This window comes from Mycobacterium sp. shizuoka-1 (genome assembly GCF_002723835.1).
In the GTDB taxonomy this organism is placed as follows: Bacteria; Actinomycetota; Actinomycetes; order Mycobacteriales; family Mycobacteriaceae; genus Mycobacterium.
The window spans coordinates 1-20755 of sequence record NZ_BEWG01000087.1; the positions used below are offsets into that span (position 1 = coordinate 1).

Annotated in this window: 15 protein-coding genes and 1 pseudogene; 10 read left to right on the forward strand and 6 right to left on the reverse strand. The window is 67.9% G+C overall.

The genetic code is table 11. The features are described 5' to 3' along the window. The 4 genes and pseudogenes from MSZK_RS33190 to MSZK_RS23170 all read left to right on the forward strand — a co-directional run. Positions 1-187: pseudogene (locus MSZK_RS33190) on the forward strand (hypothetical protein); the annotation flags it as partial. 592 nt (positions 188-779) lie between these two features. Then, positions 780-1550 (forward strand): WXG100 family type VII secretion target, encoded by a 771-nt coding sequence (locus MSZK_RS32140; RefSeq protein ID WP_233211473.1) that lies wholly within the window; start codon positions 780-782, stop codon positions 1548-1550. 6 nt (positions 1551-1556) lie between these two features. After that, on the forward strand, positions 1557-2156 hold the full coding sequence (locus MSZK_RS23165) for a hypothetical protein (protein ID WP_142389986.1): 600 nt from the start codon (positions 1557-1559) through the stop codon (positions 2154-2156). A 249-nt stretch (positions 2157-2405) separates the two neighbouring features. Beyond that, positions 2406-3086 carry a response regulator transcription factor gene (locus MSZK_RS23170; protein WP_099250891.1) on the forward strand — a complete coding sequence of 227 codons (681 nt, stop codon included), beginning with the start codon at positions 2406-2408 and terminating at the stop codon, positions 3084-3086. 21 nt (positions 3087-3107) lie between these two features. Here MSZK_RS23170 and MSZK_RS23175 read toward each other — a convergent pair whose 3' ends face one another. Beyond that, a complete protein-coding gene (locus MSZK_RS23175; protein ID WP_099250892.1) occupies positions 3108-4754 on the reverse strand; it encodes a hypothetical protein in 1647 nt (548 codons plus the stop codon). Positions 4755-4857: 103 nt separating this feature from the next. Then, positions 4858-5241 (reverse strand): hypothetical protein, encoded by a 384-nt coding sequence (locus tag MSZK_RS23180; protein WP_099250893.1) that lies wholly within the window; start codon positions 5239-5241, stop codon positions 4858-4860. A gap of 235 nt (positions 5242-5476) precedes the next feature. Here MSZK_RS23180 and MSZK_RS23185 point away from each other — a divergent pair, with 235 nt between their 5' ends. The 5 genes from MSZK_RS23185 (at position 5477) to MSZK_RS23205 (ending at position 13039) form a co-directional block, all read left to right on the forward strand. Then, positions 5477-6199, forward strand: coding sequence for an RDD family protein (locus tag MSZK_RS23185; RefSeq protein WP_233211474.1), 723 nt, complete (start codon positions 5477-5479; stop codon positions 6197-6199). Further along, complete coding sequence (locus tag MSZK_RS23190) at positions 6200-10648, forward strand: FtsK/SpoIIIE domain-containing protein (RefSeq protein WP_099250895.1); 4449 nt, start codon at positions 6200-6202, stop codon at positions 10646-10648. It begins immediately after the preceding gene. Positions 10649-10664: 16 nt separating this feature from the next. Beyond that, positions 10665-11675, forward strand: coding sequence for a WXG100 family type VII secretion target (locus MSZK_RS23195; RefSeq protein WP_099250896.1), 1011 nt, complete (start codon positions 10665-10667; stop codon positions 11673-11675). Positions 11676-11749: 74 nt separating this feature from the next. Further along, positions 11750-12616, forward strand: a complete 867-nt coding sequence (locus MSZK_RS23200; protein ID WP_142389987.1) for a DUF6777 domain-containing protein — start codon at positions 11750-11752, stop codon at positions 12614-12616. 150 nt (positions 12617-12766) lie between these two features. Beyond that, positions 12767-13039: a WXG100 family type VII secretion target gene (locus MSZK_RS23205; RefSeq protein ID WP_233211475.1), complete on the forward strand. Its 273-nt coding sequence runs from the start codon at positions 12767-12769 to the stop codon at positions 13037-13039. Here the strand turns inward: MSZK_RS23205 and MSZK_RS23210 are convergent. From MSZK_RS23210 to MSZK_RS23220, 3 genes are read right to left on the reverse strand one after another with little or no spacing between them, the layout of a single operon-like run. Beyond that, positions 12970-14346, reverse strand: coding sequence for a hypothetical protein (locus MSZK_RS23210; protein WP_099250899.1), 1377 nt, complete (start codon positions 14344-14346; stop codon positions 12970-12972). The genes MSZK_RS23205 and MSZK_RS23210 overlap by 70 nt on opposite strands. Beyond that, the gene (locus MSZK_RS23215) at positions 14343-15368 is read right to left on the reverse strand and encodes a PP2C family serine/threonine-protein phosphatase (protein WP_099250900.1); all 1026 of its coding nucleotides are present in this window, start codon (positions 15366-15368) and stop codon (positions 14343-14345) included. Before MSZK_RS23215 ends, MSZK_RS23210 begins: the two co-directional genes overlap by 4 nt. After that, positions 15365-16063: a VWA domain-containing protein gene (locus MSZK_RS23220; protein ID WP_233211476.1), complete on the reverse strand. Its 699-nt coding sequence runs from the start codon at positions 16061-16063 to the stop codon at positions 15365-15367. The genes MSZK_RS23215 and MSZK_RS23220 overlap by 4 nt, the downstream gene beginning before the upstream one ends. A 348-nt stretch (positions 16064-16411) precedes the next feature. On the opposite strand from MSZK_RS23220, the gene MSZK_RS31875 reads away from it, so the two are divergent. Then, positions 16412-18058 carry a hypothetical protein gene (locus tag MSZK_RS31875; RefSeq protein ID WP_102869267.1) on the forward strand — a complete coding sequence of 549 codons (1647 nt, stop codon included), beginning with the start codon at positions 16412-16414 and terminating at the stop codon, positions 18056-18058. A gap of 17 nt (positions 18059-18075) precedes the next feature. On the opposite strand, the gene MSZK_RS23230 is transcribed toward MSZK_RS31875, so the two are convergent. Then, positions 18076-20571: a PQQ-binding-like beta-propeller repeat protein gene (locus MSZK_RS23230; RefSeq protein WP_099250901.1), complete on the reverse strand. Its 2496-nt coding sequence runs from the start codon at positions 20569-20571 to the stop codon at positions 18076-18078. Between the last annotated feature and the right edge of the window lie 184 nt (positions 20572-20755).

The following is a 20755-nucleotide window of genomic DNA, read 5'->3' on the forward strand; positions in this document are numbered from 1 at the left end:
GTATGTCGGTGGCGGTGACGAGTACGTGGGTGTGGCCGGGGGAGGTGTGTACGGCGGCGGAGGAGGCGATGGCCGTTGCGGTGGAGGCGGGCTGTTTATGGGCTGCCGAGAGATGGTGGGCTGCTCGCGCGGCGCTGCGGGCGCCGGGGTGGCGGCAGGGTCGTGGCGTCGGCCGGTGCCGGTGTAGGTGGTGCCGGCGGAGAAGCGTTGCGAAGATTCGCGCAACAGACGTGCGGCGGACTCGCGTGACGGTTCCGGCTCGGCGACAGGCGGGGGACCAGGTGGCTGAGCTTCGCCCTGGGCGGGGGTCTGCGCTGGGGCGCGGAAGATGCGCGGCGCCGCCGGGGGCTTGGTATCTGGCGGCGGTGGCGGCGACGCGACCGGCTGCCCAAAGTGCGCGGCCGCTTGTCGCCGATATTCGCTGTGCGGATCCGCGCCGTCGGTGTTCACGATGTCCCTCCTGTACCCACAACGTCGGCGACGCCTGAGTTCATCGAGAGTCTTCGCCGGATCGCGCAGTTGTCAGACCCGGGCCGGGCCCGGTGTAGGCACATGATCGCGAAAGAACGGTCGCGGCGGTATCAACCGAACGGAGGACAACAGGTCCACATCGCCCAGTGGGTGGTGTGGGTAGAACAGCCCGCACCGCCGCTGATGGCCTGTCCGCCGAACGGACGAATCGGCGCTGCGAGGCACCGTCACCCATGGCTGAGTGATTTAGTCTCGGCTGGATGGAGCGCCATCGGCTGCTCTGCTGGTGAGAAATCGGGGGTGCGGCGATGGTCCAGATGGGTATGGATACCGATGCCGTCGAAAGCGCCGCCCGCCAACTCAAAGGTCACGCGGCAGCGATCGGCAACCTGATCGCTCAGCTCGACAAGGTCGTCAACACGCTGCCGTCGGTCTGGGACGGGGCCGACGCCAGTATGTTCGTGCGGGAGTGGTGGCCCCAGCACAAGAAGGCACTAGCCGAAGCCCAACAGCACGTCGACGGCTTGGGGCAATCCGCACTCAAGAATGCCTCGGAGCAGCGGCAGACAAGTGCCTCGAGCGGGGCGGTCAGTCCGCGGTCCAGCCTATCCAGCGCGCCCACACCGTTGGTCCCCCACTCGGTGCCCGGAGAAGCCATTTCGTTCAGCGGTCTCGGCCACGGCTACAACGACTTCATGAACACGCCACTTGGCCCGATCACCGTGGAAAACGTGCTTTCGAAGACTCCGCTCGGCGAGTATTTGCCCTACACGGACACCGCCGCTTTGGTGCTCGACGACCAGATCGCGACTGGCGACAAGGTGCACGGCGTTGTGGACTTCGCCGGCGGCCAACTTCGAGGAGCCGGCCTTGAGAAGGGCAACGTGCCGATGTACTTGACCGGCGTCGCGATATCGCAATGGGGCGATGTGGTGAATGAAGCGTCCAAGGCCGACTTCAGCTCAAGCGGAGTGAAAACTGTCACCGATTACATTGCTGCCGACCCCGGCGGCGCATTGCAAGGGGCGGTCGACGGCATTGTCGGGTATCTGCCAAAGCTCTTCTCGAATTTCAAGTAGGGGCCGATGACTCGGGCGTTTGTGCTCACCGATGACGAAGTGGTCGCGCTGGCGGCAATCCACAACCAATTGTGGCCTACCGGATTGGCAACGGTCCCAACCGCACCCGAGGCTATGCGGGATGCCGGGATGCGCGGTATTCGTTCGCTGATGGTTCGCGGGTTGGTCGGCGGTGAATTCGGTCCGAATGGCCGTTACGCGGTGGATCCCGAGTTGGAGTCTGCGGTGAACGGGTTCCTCGGGGCTACACGGCGTGTCGGCGCCTACCTGGCTCCGATCGGTGAACCGGATCGATTGGCCGGCGCAGCGATTACCGCCGCTGGTGCGGGCTCACAGTGGTGGCTGGTGAACACCACGGCCCACGGTGTCCACAGCATCCGGCCCAGCAGTCGTCTCGAGGTTATCGACGCGCTGGCCGAACTTGCCGAAAAGACCTATGACGGAACGCTGTTGGCGGCCTCATCAGACCCGTCGGACTACGCCTGTGTGGTCCGATTCGGTCCCGGAGCCGTCGACCGGATCGTGTTTGCCGGCAACGGTGCGGCCACCGGTCCGCCATGGAACCGGGCCCAATTGGTCGACGCGTTTACCGCGGCGGTCGGCTGACGCGCGATCGCCCCTTCGAGGGTTGTCGAATGGGGCCGAGGACTGCCGCTGCGGTGAGCTAAGGCGACGCACGAAAATTTGCCGGAAATCGGCGGAACGCCCGAGATGGGTGCTCGGCCGAGTGTCACACGGCGTGTGACATTGCTGGCATTGGTACAGATGTATGGCACCACGTGCCGCCGTTGGTTTATCTTGCATGTTGATTAAGTGCAGATGTAACAGCGGACCGCCACTTGGGGGGAACCAAGGATGACAGTCGCCGGTGATTCACAGCCACCCATCAAGGTAGCGATCATTGACGACCACGATGTTGTTCACGCCGGCGTCGAAGCATGGTGTGCGCGCGCTGACCCACCGATAGAAGTTGTCGGAAGTTTCACGAACCCGGCGGATTTTTTCGCGCGCTTTCCCGATCCCTCCAGTCGGGATGTCGACGTGGTTCTGTTGGATTTGCAAATCGACGGGCATCGGCCGGACTGGACGACGTTGACCCGGATGTGTCAGGCGGGCCAACGAGTCATCGTGTATTCGCACATGTTCACCGATGAGGTGATTTTGACCTGTCTGGAAATCGGCGCGGTGACCTACGTCGTCAAGTCCGAGGGGCAGAGTCACCTGATAGACGCGATCCAGGCCGCTCGCGACGGGCAGCCCTATGTCGCGCCGCGGATGGCCAATGCCATGTTGAGTGGCAACACCGTCGGCCGCATCAATCTGTCGGACCGCGAGAAAGAAGTCCTGGTCGCCTGGTTCCAAACGGAGAGCAAGGACCTGGTCGGCAAACGGCTCTTCATCGCGCCGACCACCGTGCGCACTCATCTGCAGCGCGCCAGGGCCAAGTACGCTGCGGCCGGCCGGCCGGCGCCGACCAAGTCGGCGCTGCTGGCCCGCGCGGTCGAGGATGGGATCCTCAGCCTCAAAGATCTCTGAGCACTCGGTCCCGGTCCGGGTCTACCCGCCGACGCACGGCAGCATCGGCACGCAGATCTTCGGCAGCTTCGGTGGCGGCGGCAGGTTGATCACCGGCGGCGGCGGAAGCTTCGGTGGCGGCGGCAGGTTGATCACCGGCGGTGGTGGAAGCTTGGGCGCTGGTGGCGCCTTGATCACCGGCGGCGGTGGAAGCTCGGGCGGTGGTGGCGCCTTGATCACCGGCGGCGGCGGAAGATCGACCACCGGTGGTGGCGGGAGTTTCGGTGGTGGTGGTGCCTTGATCACTGGTGGCGGCGGAAGATCGACCACCGGTGGTGGCGGCAGCTTGATCGGCCCCGGCGGGGGTAGCTGCACGATGATCGGCGGCGGCGGGGGGAGCTTGAACGGCGGCAGCACGACGTTCGGTGCGGGCAATCCAGGCGCCGGCACCGCCTCGACCGGCGGCGGGGGCAAGGGCGCCGGAAGGTTCACCGGGACGCTCGGGACACCGCCCCCTCCGCCACCGGAATACACGACCTTGAAACCGCCGTCGCTGGCGGCATCCGGGACCGCGACAGCGGCGGGAATCACGGCAGCGGCGTTCTTCTCCAGCAAGTTTTGGACAGGGCCGTATCTCGAGCCCACGGCACCCTGATCGGTTTCGTAGTTGCTTGTCGCCGCGATCCCGACTGTCGGCGGCCGAATTCCCATGGCCACCCAGACGGCCAGCCCGGCCAACGCCACCACGGCGACGGCGGCCACCGCGCTACCGACCAGCAGCACTTGGGGCCGCGCCGCTGGAGCGACCGCACTGTCGACTTCGGTCGGATCCGACGTGTAGCTCAACGGGTGCATCGCGCGCTGCAGCGGCACGCTGTCCCGGGGGTAGCGCGCCGGATCCTCGATGGACAGCGGGCCGGAGTCGTAGGCCATCGAATAGGCGAGTTGCGAACCGATCAGCGGGCTCTCCACCGTGGCGGCGGCAGGCGCGGCAACCGCCGCTGCCACCGGCGCGGGCTTGGGTTCGGGACGCGGCGCCGGCCGCTCCGGGACGGTGACTGGCGACTCCTGTGCCGCGGTGGCGGCCCCCCGCGCGATCGCGAATGCGGGATGCTCGGGGATGGCCAGCGGAAGCTGCGAACGCAGCCCGGCGGCAACCGTCGCGGGATCGCCGCTGGTGGCCACCAGGTACACACCGGTCGCGGCGCCGGGCTCCTCGGCCAGCCTGCGCAGCAGTGCCGCGCACGCGGGCCCGGGATCTGGACCGGCGTACGGTTCGGCGGCGATTACCGAGGTGGTCTCGGCGTCCGCGCCCACGATCGACAGCGTCGCGGTGTCCTCGTCAACGAACAACAGTGCGCACTCACCGTGGCGAGCGGCCCCCCGCACCAGCGCGGTGGCGGCCTCCGTTCCCGACACGGTGCGGACGTCGGAGACACCGGACTGAGCCAGCGCCTGGGCCAGCCGTTCAGCCTGTACTTGGTCGGGCCAATAGACCCGGGTGGCGACCAGTCGATGGTCGCTCTCACGCAGGGACTGGTGGGTGCCGGCGATGGTGGTGTGCAGTTGACCGGCCGGGTCCGACAGCAGGGCGAAATCCGATTCGTCCAGCACGTTGCCGGTATCGAAATCCAGCAGCGCGAGCCGCGCCGATGGGCCCGTTACCGCGACCCCGAGAGCAACGTCCACCGAAATCTTCCCCTTGCGAATTGATGGTGGCGTCACTATGTCATTTCGGTAACGGCGGCAATATCGGTCGAACGGTCGACACTGAGAGGCGGGATTTGCCCGATCAGGCCGGCCTGACGACGACCAGAAGAACGACCACCACGGCCGCCGCGATCAGATATATGCAGCTCATCGCGAGAGCGGCCTTGGCCAGTCCGGCACCGGCGGAGCCGGATTGAGTGATGTGCCGGCGTGCGATGAGGCTCAACGGAATCGTCAGCGGCGCGATGAACGGCCCCATCAGCAGCACCAAGACGAACGATGCCAGGGCGAGGGAGCTGATCGGCGCATTGGTGGCCGGTCCCGCGGGAGGCGAGCTCACGGCCGGACCGGTCGGCGATTGGCTGCGCAGTTGCGTCCCGTCGGTGGCCGGCAGCGCGGTCGGCGGCGGCGAGCCGACGGTGTAGCCCGCGCCGAAACGGCTGGGCGGTAGCACCGAATCCGGCATCCGCGCGATCCTCCGAGCCGTCCAGACAGGCCTTGCGGGCCGCGGTCGCGCGGCTCGTTGGGCCATCGTTGCCGCACGCCGACGGCCCGAGCAATCGTACGTTCGACCTACAGACAATTGACTGCACCCGCGCGATGCCGAGCCTAAGGTTTGACCGGCGGGCCCACCGTCGTGCGCGCCCAAGGGTGTTCAGGGCCGCCCGGCAGGAGGGAGTCCAAGTGGTGGTGGTGGCTGCGTGCGGGCAGCAGGCCTGGCGATCAGTACCGGAGAGGGTGCGGTGACGACCCCCGCCGACATCTCGTGCGCTCATTGCGGGTCAATCGTGCGGGCCAATGCGCCGTTCTGCTCGGCCTGTGGTCAGTCGGTGCCCAATCGCCCGGCAAATCTCGTGACCACGACGACCGCTCCGCAGCAGCCGTTCCCGACCCAGCCGACGATGCCGGTGGTCAGCGACCAGATCGTCGGAGCCGGGCGGGGAGTGCGGTGCTGCAGCCACCTCCTGGATGTCGCCGCCATGTTGAGTCCCGCCTTCCCGATCGCCATCGCGGCGACCGTCCTGGGCGTGGTCGACGTCATCTACATCGTGGTGCCGGTGTCCTTCGTCGCGATCTCGGTGTGGATGTCGTTGTGGCGGGGCCTGACCGGCATGACCTTCGGCACCGCAACGCTGGGTCTGAGGACGGTGCGCACCGCGGACAACCGGCCCCCAGGATTCGCCGCGGCAGGCCTGCGCAGCCTGGTCTTCGCCGCGACCGGAGGGCTGGCGGCCCTGCCGGTCCTGGCCACCGAAGCGCCTCGGCGCGGGCTACATGACCGAGCCACCGGTATCTCGGTGATCGACATCAGCCTGGGCGCCAACCCGTTTGGGCAGCGGCAGCAGACCGCGTTGCGCCGTACGCTCGACCGGAGTTTGCGCAAGGTCAGCTCGCCGGTGCCGGTCGGGGTGGGACGGCTCTAGATGCAACTGAAGATCATCCTGCGCCGGCCCGACGGCACGCACGCACAGCTGGCGGTCACCGCCGACGCGACAGCCTCGATCGGCGACCTGGCCGCGGCCCTGGTGTCCGGGGATCCCGAGCGGCGAACCGCCGCAGCGCCTGTCGGCGCCACCCTGAAGCTCGAGCACAGTTCATTCGACAGCGGTACGCCCGGGCGGGTGCTCGACCCGCGTCGCAGCCTCATCGACTCCGGCATCCGATCAGGCTCGACGGTCAGTGTCGCGAGCGCGCCGGCCAACCCGGTGTCACGCTCCCGACGCGGCCGCTCGGTCGCCGTCCTACGGGTACTGGCCGGGCCGGACGCCGGTCGCGAGTTCCCGCTCTCGGCGGGGAATTCCCGAATCGGGACAGCCCTGACCAGTGACGTGCTGCTCAGCGACCCGAGCCTGTCGGAGGTGCACGCCGCCATTGCGGTCGGCGACACCGTCGAGATCTCCAACTTGGCCGGTCCCAACGGCGTTCTGGTGGGCGGAGTTCCGGTCCAGCGGGCCGTGATCGGGGCGACCGACACGGTGCGGGTGGGATCCACCGAGCTGGCGGTGCTCCCCACGGTCAGATCTCGTGCTGCCCAATCCGACAGCAGTGCGATCGAATTCAACCGCTCGCCACGGGTGGTGGCCAGATTCGCCGAGCGGCGTTTCGTCACCCCGCAGATACCGCCGCGACCCGAGCCGCAGCACCTGCCGATCGTGTCGATGCTGCTGCCGCTGGTCATGGGTCTGGTCCTGCTGGTGACGACCCGCAGCCTGCTCTCGGTGCTGTTCGTTGCGCTGAGCCCGCTGCTGATGATCGGGATGTACTTCGACACCCGACGGCAGGAGAAGAAGCGGCGCCAGGAGGCGATCGCCCGGTTTGCCGAATCGCTGCGGGTACTCGCCGAGGAATTGACCACCGCCCAGCGGGTGGAGCGGGCGACCCGATTGGCGGAGACCCCGGCGCTGTCTCAAACCGTCGAGGCCATTCACCGATTGGGCCCGCTGTTGTGGACCCATCGACCGGAGAATCCCGAATTCCTCAGCATCAGAATGGGATTGGGCGACGCGCCGTCGCGATGCGTGGTCGAGATCCATGAGGGTCAGGACGGTGACGCGCACTACGCGGCGCAGCTGAACGAGCTCCGCGACGAGTTCGCACTGGTCAGCGAGGTACCGATTGTCGCCGACCTGCGTGAGTGCGGAGCGCTGGGACTGTGTGGCCCCCGCGGCCTGGTCGACGGGGTCGCCCGTGGCGTTGTGATGCAACTCGTCGGCCTGCACTCGCCCGCCGACCTGGCCGTCGCGGCGTTCAGCTCACCGCAGGCCCGGCAGTGCTGGGAGTGGCTCGAGTGGTTGCCGCACGCCGGCTCGGTGCACAGCCCGCTGACTGGTAACCACCTCACCGAAAGCGCCAGCGGCGCAGCGTCACTGCTGGCCCGGTTGGAGGACTTGGTCAAGAAGCGCCGCGAGGGAGTGGACGTCAACGCCCCCAGCTTCGGGGTGATCGCCGAGAATGGAACCAGCTTCGATGCCCCGGCCCAGGGGGTGCTGCCGGCGGTAGTGGTGATCGTCGAGGACACCGCCCCGATCGATCGGCCGCGGTTGACCCGGCTGGCCGAACACGGCGCGACGGTTGGCGTGCACGTCATCTGGGTGGCGACCGAGGTGACCAGTCTGCCGGCGGCCTGCCGGACCTTCCTACTTGTCGACAACGCCAGCGCGGGTTCGACCGTCGGCGAGGTGCGGCGTGGCCGGCACACCTTTCCGATCGCCTGCGAGACCCTCGACATTCCCGACGCCGTGCAGGTCGCCCTGCTGCTGGCGCCCGTCGTCGATGTCGGGGCGGCAGTCGAGGACGAGACCGACCTCCCGCGCTCGGTGTCGTATGTGACTCTGGCCGGTGCCGGTCTGGCCGGTGACCCGGCGACGGTGACCCGCGACTGGCTGGCCAACGAGTCGGTCACGTCGCGACGGCCGCGCAGCCAAACGCCGTCGGGGCAGCCCATCACGCTGCGGGCCCTGGTCGGCTCGACCGGGACCGCCGACTTCCACCTCGACCTGCGCGAGCACGGCCCGCACGCGCTCGTCGGCGGCACCACCGGCTCGGGCAAGAGCGAGTTCTTGCAGACCTGGGTGCTGGGAATGGCCGCCGCGCACAGTCCCGACCGGGTCACGTTCCTGTTCGTGGACTACAAGGGCGGGGCGGCTTTCGCCGAGTGCGTCCATCTACCCCATACCGTCGGGCTCGTCACCGACTTGTCGCCGCACCTGGTGCGCCGCGCGCTGACCTCGCTGCGCGCCGAGATCCGCCGCCGCGAAGAGTTGTTGAACCACAAGGGCGCCAAGGATTTGGTGACGCTCGAACAGACCGGCGACCCGGACACTCCGCCGAGCCTGATCATCATCGTCGACGAGTTCGCGGCGCTGGTCAACGAGGTGCCCGAATTCGTGGACGGCGTCATCGATGTCGCGCAACGCGGCCGCTCGCTGGGTCTGCACCTGATCCTGGCCACGCAACGTCCGGCCGGCGTGATCAAGGACAACCTGCGCGCCAACACGAACCTGCGGATCGCGCTGCGGCTCAACGATGTCGACGACTCCGTGGACGTCATCGAGGATCCCCTGGCCGCCCACTTCCCGCTCGGGGTGCCCGGGCGCGCCGTCGCCAAGACCGGGCCCGGACGGTTGACGGTCTTTCAGTCCGGATACGTCGGCGGCTTCACCAGCGACGAGCCGGAGCAGGCGCCGATCGACGTGTGCGAGTTCGTGTTCGGCCGCCGACGCCAATGGTTGACCGCAGTGGGTGCGGGCCGCAAAGCTGCCGGACCGACCGACATCAAACGTATTGTCGCCACAATTCGATCGGCGACCGACACGCTGGCGATCCAACCCCCGCGCCGGCCTTGGTTGCCGCCCCTGGCGCCGGTCTACGCCCTGGAGAGACTCACCGGACTGGCCCGCGACGAACAGCTGGTGATCGGACAGGCGGACTGGCCCGACGACCAGACACAGCGCCTGGGCGTCCTCAACCCGGACCGTGACGGCAACATGGCCATCATCGGCACCGGCGGGTCGGGCAAGTCGACGGTGCTGCGCACCCTGGCGATCTCGGCCGCGGTGAGCCCCGGCGGCGCACCGGTGCACGTCTACGGGTTCGACTTCGGATCGGGCAGCCTGCGGATGCTCGACGCGCTGCCACACGTGGCCGCGATCGTCGACGCCGCCGATGACGAACGCATCGGCCGGGTCTTGCGCCGGTTGACCGCACTTCTCGACGAGCGCTCGGCGAAGTTCAGCCGCGCGCACGCCTCCGACATCGTCCAATACCGCCAGCTGACAGGGGAACCCGAGCCGCGCATCCTCTTGCTCGTCGACGGTATCGCTGCCTTCCGCGACGCCTACGAGCACACCTCCCGCTCCCCGAACTTCGGCATGTTCACCCAGCTCGCCGCCGACGGCCGGATGCTGGGTATCCACGTGATCGTCGCCGCCGACCGTCCCGGTGCGCTGTCGGCGTCGTTGTCCTCGACCATTCAACGGCGGCTGGTCCTGCGGCTCGCCTCCGACGACGACTACGGCCTGGCGGGCGTGTCCGCCGACGTGCTGTCGGCGGCTTCACCGCCAGGGCGCGGGGTGATGGACGGCCAAGAGGTGCAGGTCGCAGTCTTCGGTGGCGACGCCAACACCGCGGTTCAGGGACGCGCGATTGCTCAGCTGGCCGAAGCGATGCGCGACAAGGGATTTCAGGAACCCGAGCCGGTCGTCCGGCTGGCAGAGCAGATCCCGCTTCATGCGCTGTCCGCGACGGCGGCGCCCGGCAGCCCCGCCATCGGTGTCGCCGCCGAGACGCTGGCGCCGATCGGGGTCAGCCCGCACGGGGTGTTCATGGTGACCGGTCCGCCGGGCAGTGGGCGAACGTCGACGCTGCTGACCCTGGCTCAGGCCGTGCGGCGCACCAACCCGGGGATCCGGCTGGTCTATCTGGCGCCCGCGGCGTCGACAGCAGCCGGTGCCGGTGGCTGGGACGACGTGGTGGTCGGGCCTTCGCGAGTGGCCGATTACGCCAACGAACTGATGGTGCGACTCCCGGCCGACGCGGCCGACACCCTGATGGTTGTGATCGAATCGGTGGCCGATTTCGGGGGCAGCGAAGCTGAGAACGACCTGACCCGACTGGTGAAAACACTCAGTGAGGCTTCGGTTTTCGTGGTCGGTGAATCAGGAGTGTCGTCGTGGAGCCAAGCCTGGCAACTCGCCCAGCCGTTCAAGTCCGCGCGCCGCGGGATCGTGCTGGCCCCCGACGGCACCGACACCGACAGTTTGTTGAGCACCTCGATCGGACACGTCCACGGCAGCTACTTCCCGCCCGGCCGCGGGGTGCTGATCGAGCGCGGGAAGGGCACCTGGTTCCAGGTCGCCCAGCCGTCCATCTAGTACCGGGGAGGCAGTCATGGCGTATAACGGTGCCGATGTCGATCAGCTTCGCACGGCGGCAAAGCAATTCGACAGCGTGGCCGGCGCCCTCGAGGGGGTGGCCAAGGCGGTGAGCTCGTCGATCAACGGGCCATGGTGGGGTACCGACGCCGATCGATTCCGATCGCAGTGGACCGGCACATCACAGCCCAACGTGCGGGCGGCGGTGTCGGCATTACGTGACGGCGCGGTCAGCCTGCGGCGTAACGCCGACGAGCAGGAGAAGGTCAGCAACACTGGGGACAGGCCGCGCGCGGCGGCGCCGGTGGGGACTGCGCAGCTCTTCGCGCATATCGACAACTACAACAAAGACGGTGACGGGGTACGCATCGAGCGAGTCATCGGACCTGACGGTAAGACCCGACTGATCGTCTATTTCCAGGGTATGAACACCACCGACAATCGGACCTTGGAGCGCAACGTTCCGCTGCTGGACGGCAAGGTGGATCCGACCGTGGTTGCTCGAATTCGCGAGGCTCTCAAGTTCTCTCCCGACGGCGCCAACACCGACGTCATGCTGGTGGGATTCAGCCAGGGCGGGATCGACGCCCAGAACGTCGCCACGCAAGCCGATGGCCTGGGGTTCCACGTGACCAATTTGGTCACCTACGGCTCGCCCATCATCAGTGGCAACCTGGACGGCGTTGAGACCGTGCATCTTCACGGCAATACGTCAGAAGGTATCCCTGACATGGTTCCCGGGGCAGGGGCGATAGTGAATTCGATCAATACCGTCGTGCCGGGTGCCAATGTGTTCACCATGATCGCCGGTGTGGCCAATCAGAACCCACTGCCGTGGAATTCGGTTTTCCAGTCCGACTCTGATGTGCCGATGGAGAAGCTGCTCGAAAAGGGCTACGACCACACCTTGCTGTACGACGATGTGGCCAAGGACTTCGACAATTCGTCGGATCCCCGGTTCACCGATGTCAAGGCCAGCATGAAGAAGTTCCAGGGCACGATCGTCGACGTCTCGCCGTCCAAGTGAACCCCGCGCCGCCCACCTGGTCCGATCCCAATGCCGCACCGCCGGCATCACCGCGGACCAACACGATCCTTGCGGTGGCCGCCGTCGCACTGACCGCGGTGGTGTTGGCGACTCTCGTCGGTGTGGTTCTCGCCGAGCGCGACACGATCTTCGACGAGCACGGCCCCGGCCGGCCCGCCGCCACCCTGATCGCCGCGAACAGCCCCGGAACCGAGCCGTTCATGGCGGCATCGGCCGTCCCGACGGTGCTGGTGTCACCGGCCGCGGTGCAGGCGATCCAAACCGACACCAACGGATTGGCGGTGTCGAAGGAGCGGGGTGTGCGGTTGGTGTCCGGCGCCCATCCCGGGCTCTACGGTGCGACCGAGAACACCGCGCCGTGTGATGCTCCCGCGCTGGCCAACTTCCTGGATGCCCACTCCGGCCGGGCCCGGGCCTGGGCCGAGGTGGAAGGTATTCGGCCCCAGCAGGTTCCGTCCTTCCTCAACACGCTGACGCCGGCGGTGCTGACCGTGGACACCTGGGTGAGCGCGCACGGATATGGCACCGATGGACGGCCCACCCGCACGCAGGCGGTCCTGCAGGCGGGCACCGCGGTGATGGTCGACCCTGCCGGCGTTCCGCGGGTGCGGTGCGCGGGAGCGCACCCGCTCACCCCGCCCGCCGACGTGAGCTTCACGACGCTCCAACAGTCCGGTGCGCCCTGGCCGGGCTACGACGCGCAGAACGTGGTCGCCGTCGCGTACACCCAAGGACCGTCGTCGTTCAGTGACCCGACGCCGACGTCGCCGCTGACCACCTTCACTCTCACCGATCTGAGCTCCGGCGAGCCGGTGTCGCGCGGTGCCGGCGGCACCATCGATCTGAGCGCGTCGGGTGAGGCCGCGATCGCCCTTCCCGACCCGATCACCGCCAACCACGCAAGCCCGGTCGGCCGCTGACCGCACGGGTCCCCGGTGCGGTGTACGCCATTCGGATGAATCCGCCGACAAACCCTCGCGACGCCGCTCCGCGGTGCCCTACAGTCGTGCCAACCACAGTCTCGCCAGCCCGATCCACGATGGCCGGACGCAAACAGGAAGGCATCACCAATGGCACGTATGGGGATGGACGTCGACGCCGTCGAGAACACCGGTCGCCAGCTCAAGTCCCACGCGGCCAACGTCGGGAACCTGGTCTCCCAGATCGACAAGGTGGTGCAGTCGCTGACTTCAGTCTGGGACGGCAAGGACGCCCAGACGTTCGTGAACGATTGGTGGCCGCAGCACAAGAAGGCGCTGCTGGACGCCCAGAATCAGATCGACGGGCTGGGCCAGTCCGCGCTCAACAACGCCTCCGAGCAGCGCAACGTCTCGTCCCACTGACAGCGGCTCGCCGCGGACAGTCGCGGCGACGACACGCTGACCTGGTTGGCGGCCGGGGCACCGAATGTCGTTGACCGGCCGGTCATCACCGCCCAGGCGATGAACGCCGACAACGCGATGGCCAGCACCCCGAGCACGATCAACACCACGGTCAGGGTGCGGGTGCTCATACCGGCGATCTTCGGGCTCGATCCGCGGGCGCCGGCTTGGCTGATCGGTCCGGTGCTGGCCGGCGTCGCCGCGGGGTGGGGGGCGGTGCGATAACCAGGCCCCTCGCCGCGGCGCGCCTGACGGGCTTCGTCGATCGCGCACCAGGGGCACGCCGCACACGAGACCGGAATCTGATGGTGCCCCGCCGGGCACGTCGTCACGGTGATCCGTTGCAGCGCGTCACGCCATTGGCCGGCGGTGGGACGCTGGCTGGGATCGACGGCACCCGCGGTGAACGCGCGATAGAACAGCTGTTGAATCTCACCGGGCAGGAACGTCACTGGCGGCGCCATCGGGTGGGTACGCAACTGCGACGACGGACCGCCGGCCCAATCGCCGTTACGGGCCAATGCCAATGCGGCGGGCTGCTCGCCGGGACCGGTCCACTCACCTCTCAGGAACGGGTGATTGCCGCCCATCAGAAGTTGATGGATGTGGATCGCCAGTGCGAACAGGTCGGAAGCCTGGCTGCGCGGTTGGGTGTGCAGATCGATACCGGTCAGCTCGGGGGCGGTGAATTCGGGTCTGCCGACCGTGCACAGATACTGCTGACCGGCCGGATCGGTGAACTGCATGGAATCGCAGTCGACCAGCGTGACCTCGGTGGTGTCGGACACCAGGATGTTGCGTTCCTGGAAGTCGCCGATCACCGCGCCGACCCAGTGCACAACCTCGACCGCCAGACACAGATTGGCTGCCACGTTCACCAGGTGGCCCCAGGTGGCGTGCTTGACCCACTGTGGCGCGTTCGGCGGCGGGTCGCGCCGGTTGGACGGATTGCTCAGCGCGTGGATCTCGACGGAGGTCGCGGTGGCGATCTTGGGCATGACGTAACCCACGAGACTCGGCCCATCGCTGAGCGTGCTGATCGGCCAGGTCAGAACCGCGAAGCCGTTGGGCTGGATCGCTCCCTCCGGTGAGGCCCGGGTCATCGCGGCGACTTTGGCCAGTTTGTGGTACAGGTTTGGCAGGTTCGGATGAAACACCTTGGCCGCCCAGTCCGGTCGCCCGACGACGTCGTAGATGGTGCCTTCACCGGCTTTGGCCAGCGCGGGTCCCAACGTCACCGACTGTCCGGTCCCCAGCAGCAGGTTCACTTCTCCGACCGCCGAAAGAGCCGGGGCCGGCCCGAAGGCTTGCCGATGGGGGTGGTCTCGGGTTCGGGCGCCTCGTCGCCTGCCGGCGATACGGGTTCGGGCGCAGGCTCAGGCGTCTGCGCCGTGATCGGTGTCTGATCCGAAATAGCTTGTACAGCAACAGAATTCGGGTGCAGCACCGACGGACTCGGTGAGCTGGCCGTCATCTTGGTTATCGGTGTCGGGCTGGGGTAGTAGTCGTCGTCCTGCCAGTGCAGGGTGGCCAGCACCATGGTCTTGTCGTCGCCGGTCTGGTCGTCCTCGATGCTGCGCAGCAGAGAGGCGAAGTTGGCTGAGGTGCCCCCGGCGCGCACCCGTTCCCACGAGCCTCGGAAGAAGGGCTCGTAGGCTTCGCCGCTGGCGACATTGGTGATCTTGTACGTCATTCCGTCGGTGCTGAGCGCGAATGCCGTGACCGCCGGGCGCACCACCGTGCGGAAGGATTCCTCGAACGCACCATCGGACTGCAGGAACCAGGTGGCGTTCTGGTAGTCGTCCTTGGCCTCGATCAGCAGTGTCTCGATGCCACCCTCGGTTTCGATGGCGATGATGCCGTCGCCGATCTGACCGAAGGCGGCGCGGTCGCGGTCGGCCAACGCCACACACAGCGTGGTGGCCAGCTTTGCGCTGTCCAGCCCGAAGTAACGCGCTTGAGCGTGAACATGTTCGGTGGCCTTGTCGAACAGGCCCCGCAACATCTGCTCGGCTTCCTCGGCTGTGCTGCTGCGGAATTCGCGGATGAACCGAGATCGCATGGCATTGGCCAGCACACTCTGGCAGGCGGTGTAGGCGCCCCAGGCCGACGTCCCGGTGACCGAGCCCGCGCCGTCGGCCACCGCCGCCACCACGAAATCCTGAGTGACGCCGAAGCAGTACGCGTCGTCACAACCCAGACCGCGCCGCTGATGCTCGGATCCCACGACCGAGGCGCCGCACACGCCCCACTGCCAACTGCCGCGCGCCCCGGTGACGGGGTGGGTCATGCGCTCGTCCAGCCGCTCACCGGCGGCAGGTTGATCCGGTCGCCCATCGCACCGAGGGCTTCATCGCTGCGGGCGTAGTCGGTGGAATTGGACACGTTGCTCAGCGACGCGGACAACCACTCGAAGAGTTCCTCATACATCAGCCCGTTCAGCGGTGCGGGGGACCGTTGAACCGACAACCGGCCCAGCTGTCGATAATCCACCCCGGAACCCGCGCCGACCGGGAAAACGGTGACACCCCTGCTGGTTTCGGCGGCGTTGAGCCGGGCAACCGCGGCATCGAACCCGTCGACGTTCGGCTTGCCGTCGGTGAGGATCAGGATCCAGGGCCGGTAGTACTGCAGCCCGGCCGCCTTGTAGGCGTGCTTGCGGTCCTCGAGGATGTCGAGCGCCAGGTGGATCCCGGCGGCCATGTTCGTGGTACCCGACGCGGTGAACCTCGCGGGCTGCAGCGTGCGGGCTTCCTGCATCGGCACCAGCACGGTGGCGGCCGACCCGAACGTGACGACGGCGACTTCGACCCGCTTGCTGGCCAGAGTGTCGTTGTGCAAGTAGTGCACGAACGAGGAGAACCCGTGCTCGAGGGCCGCGATGGGATCCCCGTTCATCGAGCCCGACACGTCACACAGCACGACGCACGCCACCCGAGGATCAGGGTTCTCATCATTGAGCTCGACCGCCCAGAAGTCAGACACGGCGCTCCTTAACTCCGTCGACAGATACTTCGCCAGATCCTCTCATCGCCGCCGCCGCGATTCATCGCTAACCGGGCACGTGATGACTGTTCGGCCGGGCCGGCGTAGCCGGCCGGTGGCGGTCGCGGGTTCGCTGTCGCACGGTTCTGGGGTCGCCGTCGGTCGAACGTATGAATTTCGGCGATCCGGACAGGCGAGGTCCGGGTGCGGCCCACCGGAGTGCGGATCGTTCGTCCGAACGTCTGATTTTGGGGCCTAACGTGCACCGTGACGATGGCCGGTCGGGTTATATGACGGGGAAATGCCACGAATCATCACCCGACGGTCCGGTTTCTCTGGGGGATCCTTGTGAACAATCACGCCGACGTCACGGCCACCGGCGTTGGTGGGGCCAGCCCCTCCGGCGGTGCACACAGCAGGCAAGTCGCGGACCCGGCGCGGAAATGGACCACCGCCCGCGATCTGGTCGCCGGCGCGCTGCTGGCGGTGTCGCTGTGCCTGCCGTGGAACGTGGTCTTCGGGGTCGGGGTGCCCGCCAGTAGTGGGTGGCTGTTCGCACTGGTGTGGGTGACGGTGTTGCTGTCCGTGGCGGCTCTCGTGCTCAGCCATCTGCCGGCCGCCGAGGGCATGCGGGCGGCACTGGGGGCGCGGTTGCGCGTGCTGTTCAACGCTCCACTGCTGTTGGTCGTGTGCGGATTCGTGGTGTACACGGTCGTGCAAACCCTTCGGCAGGCCGGCTCCGGGGCGGTCTCTCCGGGCATCGGCCCCGGGGTCTTGTTCGCGCTGGCCGGTGCGGTGTTGGGGGCGCAGCCGGCGTTGACCTGGCCGCCGGTCGAGCACCCCGCCTGGCATGCCTGGACTCGTCGCATCGCGGTCGCTGCGATGGTGCTGGCCGTGCTGTCCACCTTGTTCAACATCTACTGGCGCACCGAGTACATGTGGGCGGCCGACTCGTTGGGCAAATCCGACACCGCCGTCATCGTGCTCACCCTGCTCTACGCCGTGGTGGCGGTGCTCGCGGTGGGCATCGGCTGCAGGTGGATTCGACGCGATTCGGCTGCGTCGCAGTTGGCCGTGGTGACGTTGGGGGCATCGTCGCTGGCGGGCAGCCTCGTCGTCTGGAGTCTGAACGCCGGGCGGGAGATCGACGCGTTCCACGGCATCGCGCAGAGCACGTCGACGGCCGGAGTGGGTTACGAGGGGTACCTGCTCTGGGTGTTGGCGGCCGCCGTCTACGGTGCGGCCAGTCTGTCGGCGGTGACGTCGACGGCTTCCGCGGACCGGCAGGTGCTCGGTGCGGCGGTGCGGACTGTGCTGACGTTGATCGCCTTCTGGTGTCTGGCGTCGATCGTGTTGCGTATCGCAGATGTCGCGGTGGCCAGCAGCCTGGGCTTGCCGCATTCCTGGTACGACACCGCGATGCTGATCAGTTTCGATGCGATCACCGCGGCACTGACGCTGTGGCTGCGCGTGACGTTCGCCAAGCCACGCGTGTCAGCGCGGGTGCTCATCGCGGTGAGCACGGCGCTGGTGGGGTTCGCGATCGGCCGGGTCGTCATCGGCGTCGCGATGGCCCTGCGGGTGTTCTATGTCGACGGCGGCCCGGCGTACAACCCGGTGTACGGCAACACCCTGGCCCAACAGATCACCTCGACCTTCGATGTCGTCATCTGCTGGATGGCGGCCGGTGTGCTCGTCGCCGCGGTGGCCGTCGGCCCACTCGCGGCGCTGCTGCGCGCCCGCCGCGAGCCGGCCGCAGCCGCCCCGGCCGGGCCTCCACCGGCAGCGACTGCCGTGCCGACCGGCGCAGCACCGACTGCCGGGGAAGCTCCGACGATCTTCCGCGCGGCGCCCCCGGAACCCGATCCGGTCCCGGGCAGCGCGGCCGACCGCATCGCGCGAGTACTGGCCGATTCGACTCAACGCTTCGGCGCCGGCACCACCTACACAGGCGAGCAGCGCGGCGGGCCGGAGGGCAACGGACGCGCACAATGACTGCGTCCTAACGATTCTCACGGGCTGAACGCGGTGCTGCCGTCCACGGGATGGGTGGTGCTGACCAGCTTGGCGTAGCAGTGTTCCCGGTCGAATCCGTGATCGCGGCACCAGCCCAGCGCGCTGTCGGGGTCGGCGAACGTCACCCCCGCAACGGTCACCCAGAAGTCCGGTGAGGAGAACGTGGACCAGTCCCCGGAGTAGAGCAGCCGCACTTCGGGGTAGCGCAGTCGAAGATCCAGATGCTCGCGCAGTGTCGCGGCGTTGTCCCAGGTGATGCCGTCGGCCACCAGCCCGGGTCGCTTGGAGCTCAGCTGCGGCACCCACCGGTCGGCGAGGTTGGCGGCGACGAACGGCCGGTCGGCAGTCGCCAGGGCGCGCAGGGCGTCGAAGCTGGCCGACTCGCTGTCGCCGGTGGCGGGGGCCGCCGGGCCGCTGGCGGTGCTGGATTGATCGCCCCGCGACCCGCTGGGCGTCTGGCCGTTGCCGGTCGGGCCGTCTTGCCGGCAGTCGACGACCAAGGTGGTGACGCCCAGATCGGTCGGGCCGGACTGGCTCGCGCCACCGGTCGGAACAGCATTGAGCGAGACCGGGATCCGCCAGAATGTGCCTGCCGGGAACACGAAGTCATGAGTGACGGCCGGCCGGTCGCCGGAGCCGGCGGGAATGACGATGGGTGCCGCCGACAGATCGAACGTGGCCGCGGCCACATTCTGGCCCTCGGAGGTCACCGAGAGCCTGGTCTGTCCCGAGGACAGGACGTCTCCGCCCGGACATTGGGCCACGATCTTCATCGTGATGACCAGCCCACCGGACTCTGCCCGGATGGCTTGCGGCTCGAAGTGGGCGGGCCGGCCGCATTTGGTGACCAGACGCGTGCCAGCGGAGCCGGTCGGTTTCGTGCCGACGGCCGGCACCGGGGCGGCCGGGCCGCTGGGCCGGAGCAGGGCCACACCGATTGTGCCGACGACGAGCACACCCTGATCGGTGGCATAAATCACGGCAGCCTTGCCGACACCGGTGCCGACCTCCCAGATGCGCGATCCGTCCGACAGGCTGATCGCCGTGACATCGCCGTCGTCGGTGGACACAATGACGTGCTCGCCATCGGTCAGGGCATGGGAGCGGGAACTTAGACCGTTGCGCCACAGGCGATTTCCCGAGCTCATGTCATAGGCACCCAGTCCGTCGGCGTCGGAGGCCATCCCGATGTCGCCGACCACCCAACCGGTTCCGGACGAGGGCGTCCCCGGCAGGTGCCACAAGGTCTGCCCCGTCCGAGGGTCCAAGGCCTCGCCGCGGGTGGTGGTCAAGGGCGGCGGCCCACCGGCGAACACCGAAAGGTCCTCGGTCTGCAGCTGATCCGGCGTGGTGAACAGTTGGCGGCCGTCGATTGTGGCCACCTCGGTCGGCCAGCTGTCGAAGTCTGCGCCGCCGCGGCATCGGGTGGCGATGATGGTGTCGGGTTCCCGCATCCGGACATTGACCACCTCGTGGTCGAACAGGGCCGACCCGTCCACCGCACGTAGCGCGATCTCGGCGCCGCCGAGATAGCCCCAGAGCACGCCGTGAGCGACGTGAAGATCTTGCCCGTCACCGTCGCCGTAGGCCTGGCACGCGTCGTTTCCGACGGTGCGCGTCCACGCGGCGGCGGGATTCTCGGCGGTGCCCTTGCTGACGGTCAGGCCGCCGACGTCGTTGCTGTAGGACGCGGTGTACAAACTCGTCCCGTCACTGGCAAGGATCGACGCCCGTGAGGGCACCGTGGAGTCCACCTTGCCGGTGCCGACATCGATGAATTGCAGCTGTGCCGGGCGGCCGTTGTCACCGGACTTCTGGCATACCAGAAGATTTCGCAACAGGTTGCGCGCGCAGCCGTCGCTGAGCCGAACCGGCAGCGACCACTCGACACGCCCGTCGGCCAAGCTCAGCGATACCAGTTCGGCCTCGTCGAGCTGGGACGAGTGATCGGCCCGTACCACGTGGACGATCACGTGATCGCCGGCGATGATCGCGCCGGGGCTGCCGTAGAAAGCGGCGCCGAACACCGGTGTCGCGACCCGACCGTCCCTGCCGTTCAGCAGGATTGACGCTTCTGCGGTCCAGGCGGTGGTAGGTGTGTTGGGGAATGTGCCGGCCAGCATGTTCTCCGGCCGTGGAGCGGGGGAACTGCCGTGCTGCTTGACCAGCACGACGCCGATGACGGTGGCGACCACAGCCACGATCAATGCCGCCGCGCCGGCGACGAACAACCCACGACGCCGGCCGGGGCCTGGGTGCGGGCGTTCGACGGGCGCTGGCGGCGGGGCCGAATAGCTTGGCTGGAAGGCATTTTCACCGACTGCGCCGGGAGCGGGGTGGAGCGGGGCGCGGGCCTCTTCGGCGGGCTCCTCGACCCAGAACCGCCAGCCGGGCGGCGCCGGCGGCCAGGACGGATCCGGTGACCAGTCCGGGGTCGGTGTGAAGCCCGATCGCAGTGGCCAATTGGGAGGCGGGTTGAAGACCGCTGCCATCGCCCTCTCTTTCCCCGCCGCCGCGGCGGGGCCGTGCCGGCCGCGGTCACCTGGGTGGGACTCTAGGCGCAGTTGTGCGCGCACTGGCGGCGCGATCGTGACGCCGCCGGATTTTCATACGTTCGGTCGATAGCGGTCCCGGCATTCGCTGCCGGGGATGGCGACGCACCCGAACAGAGCCTCC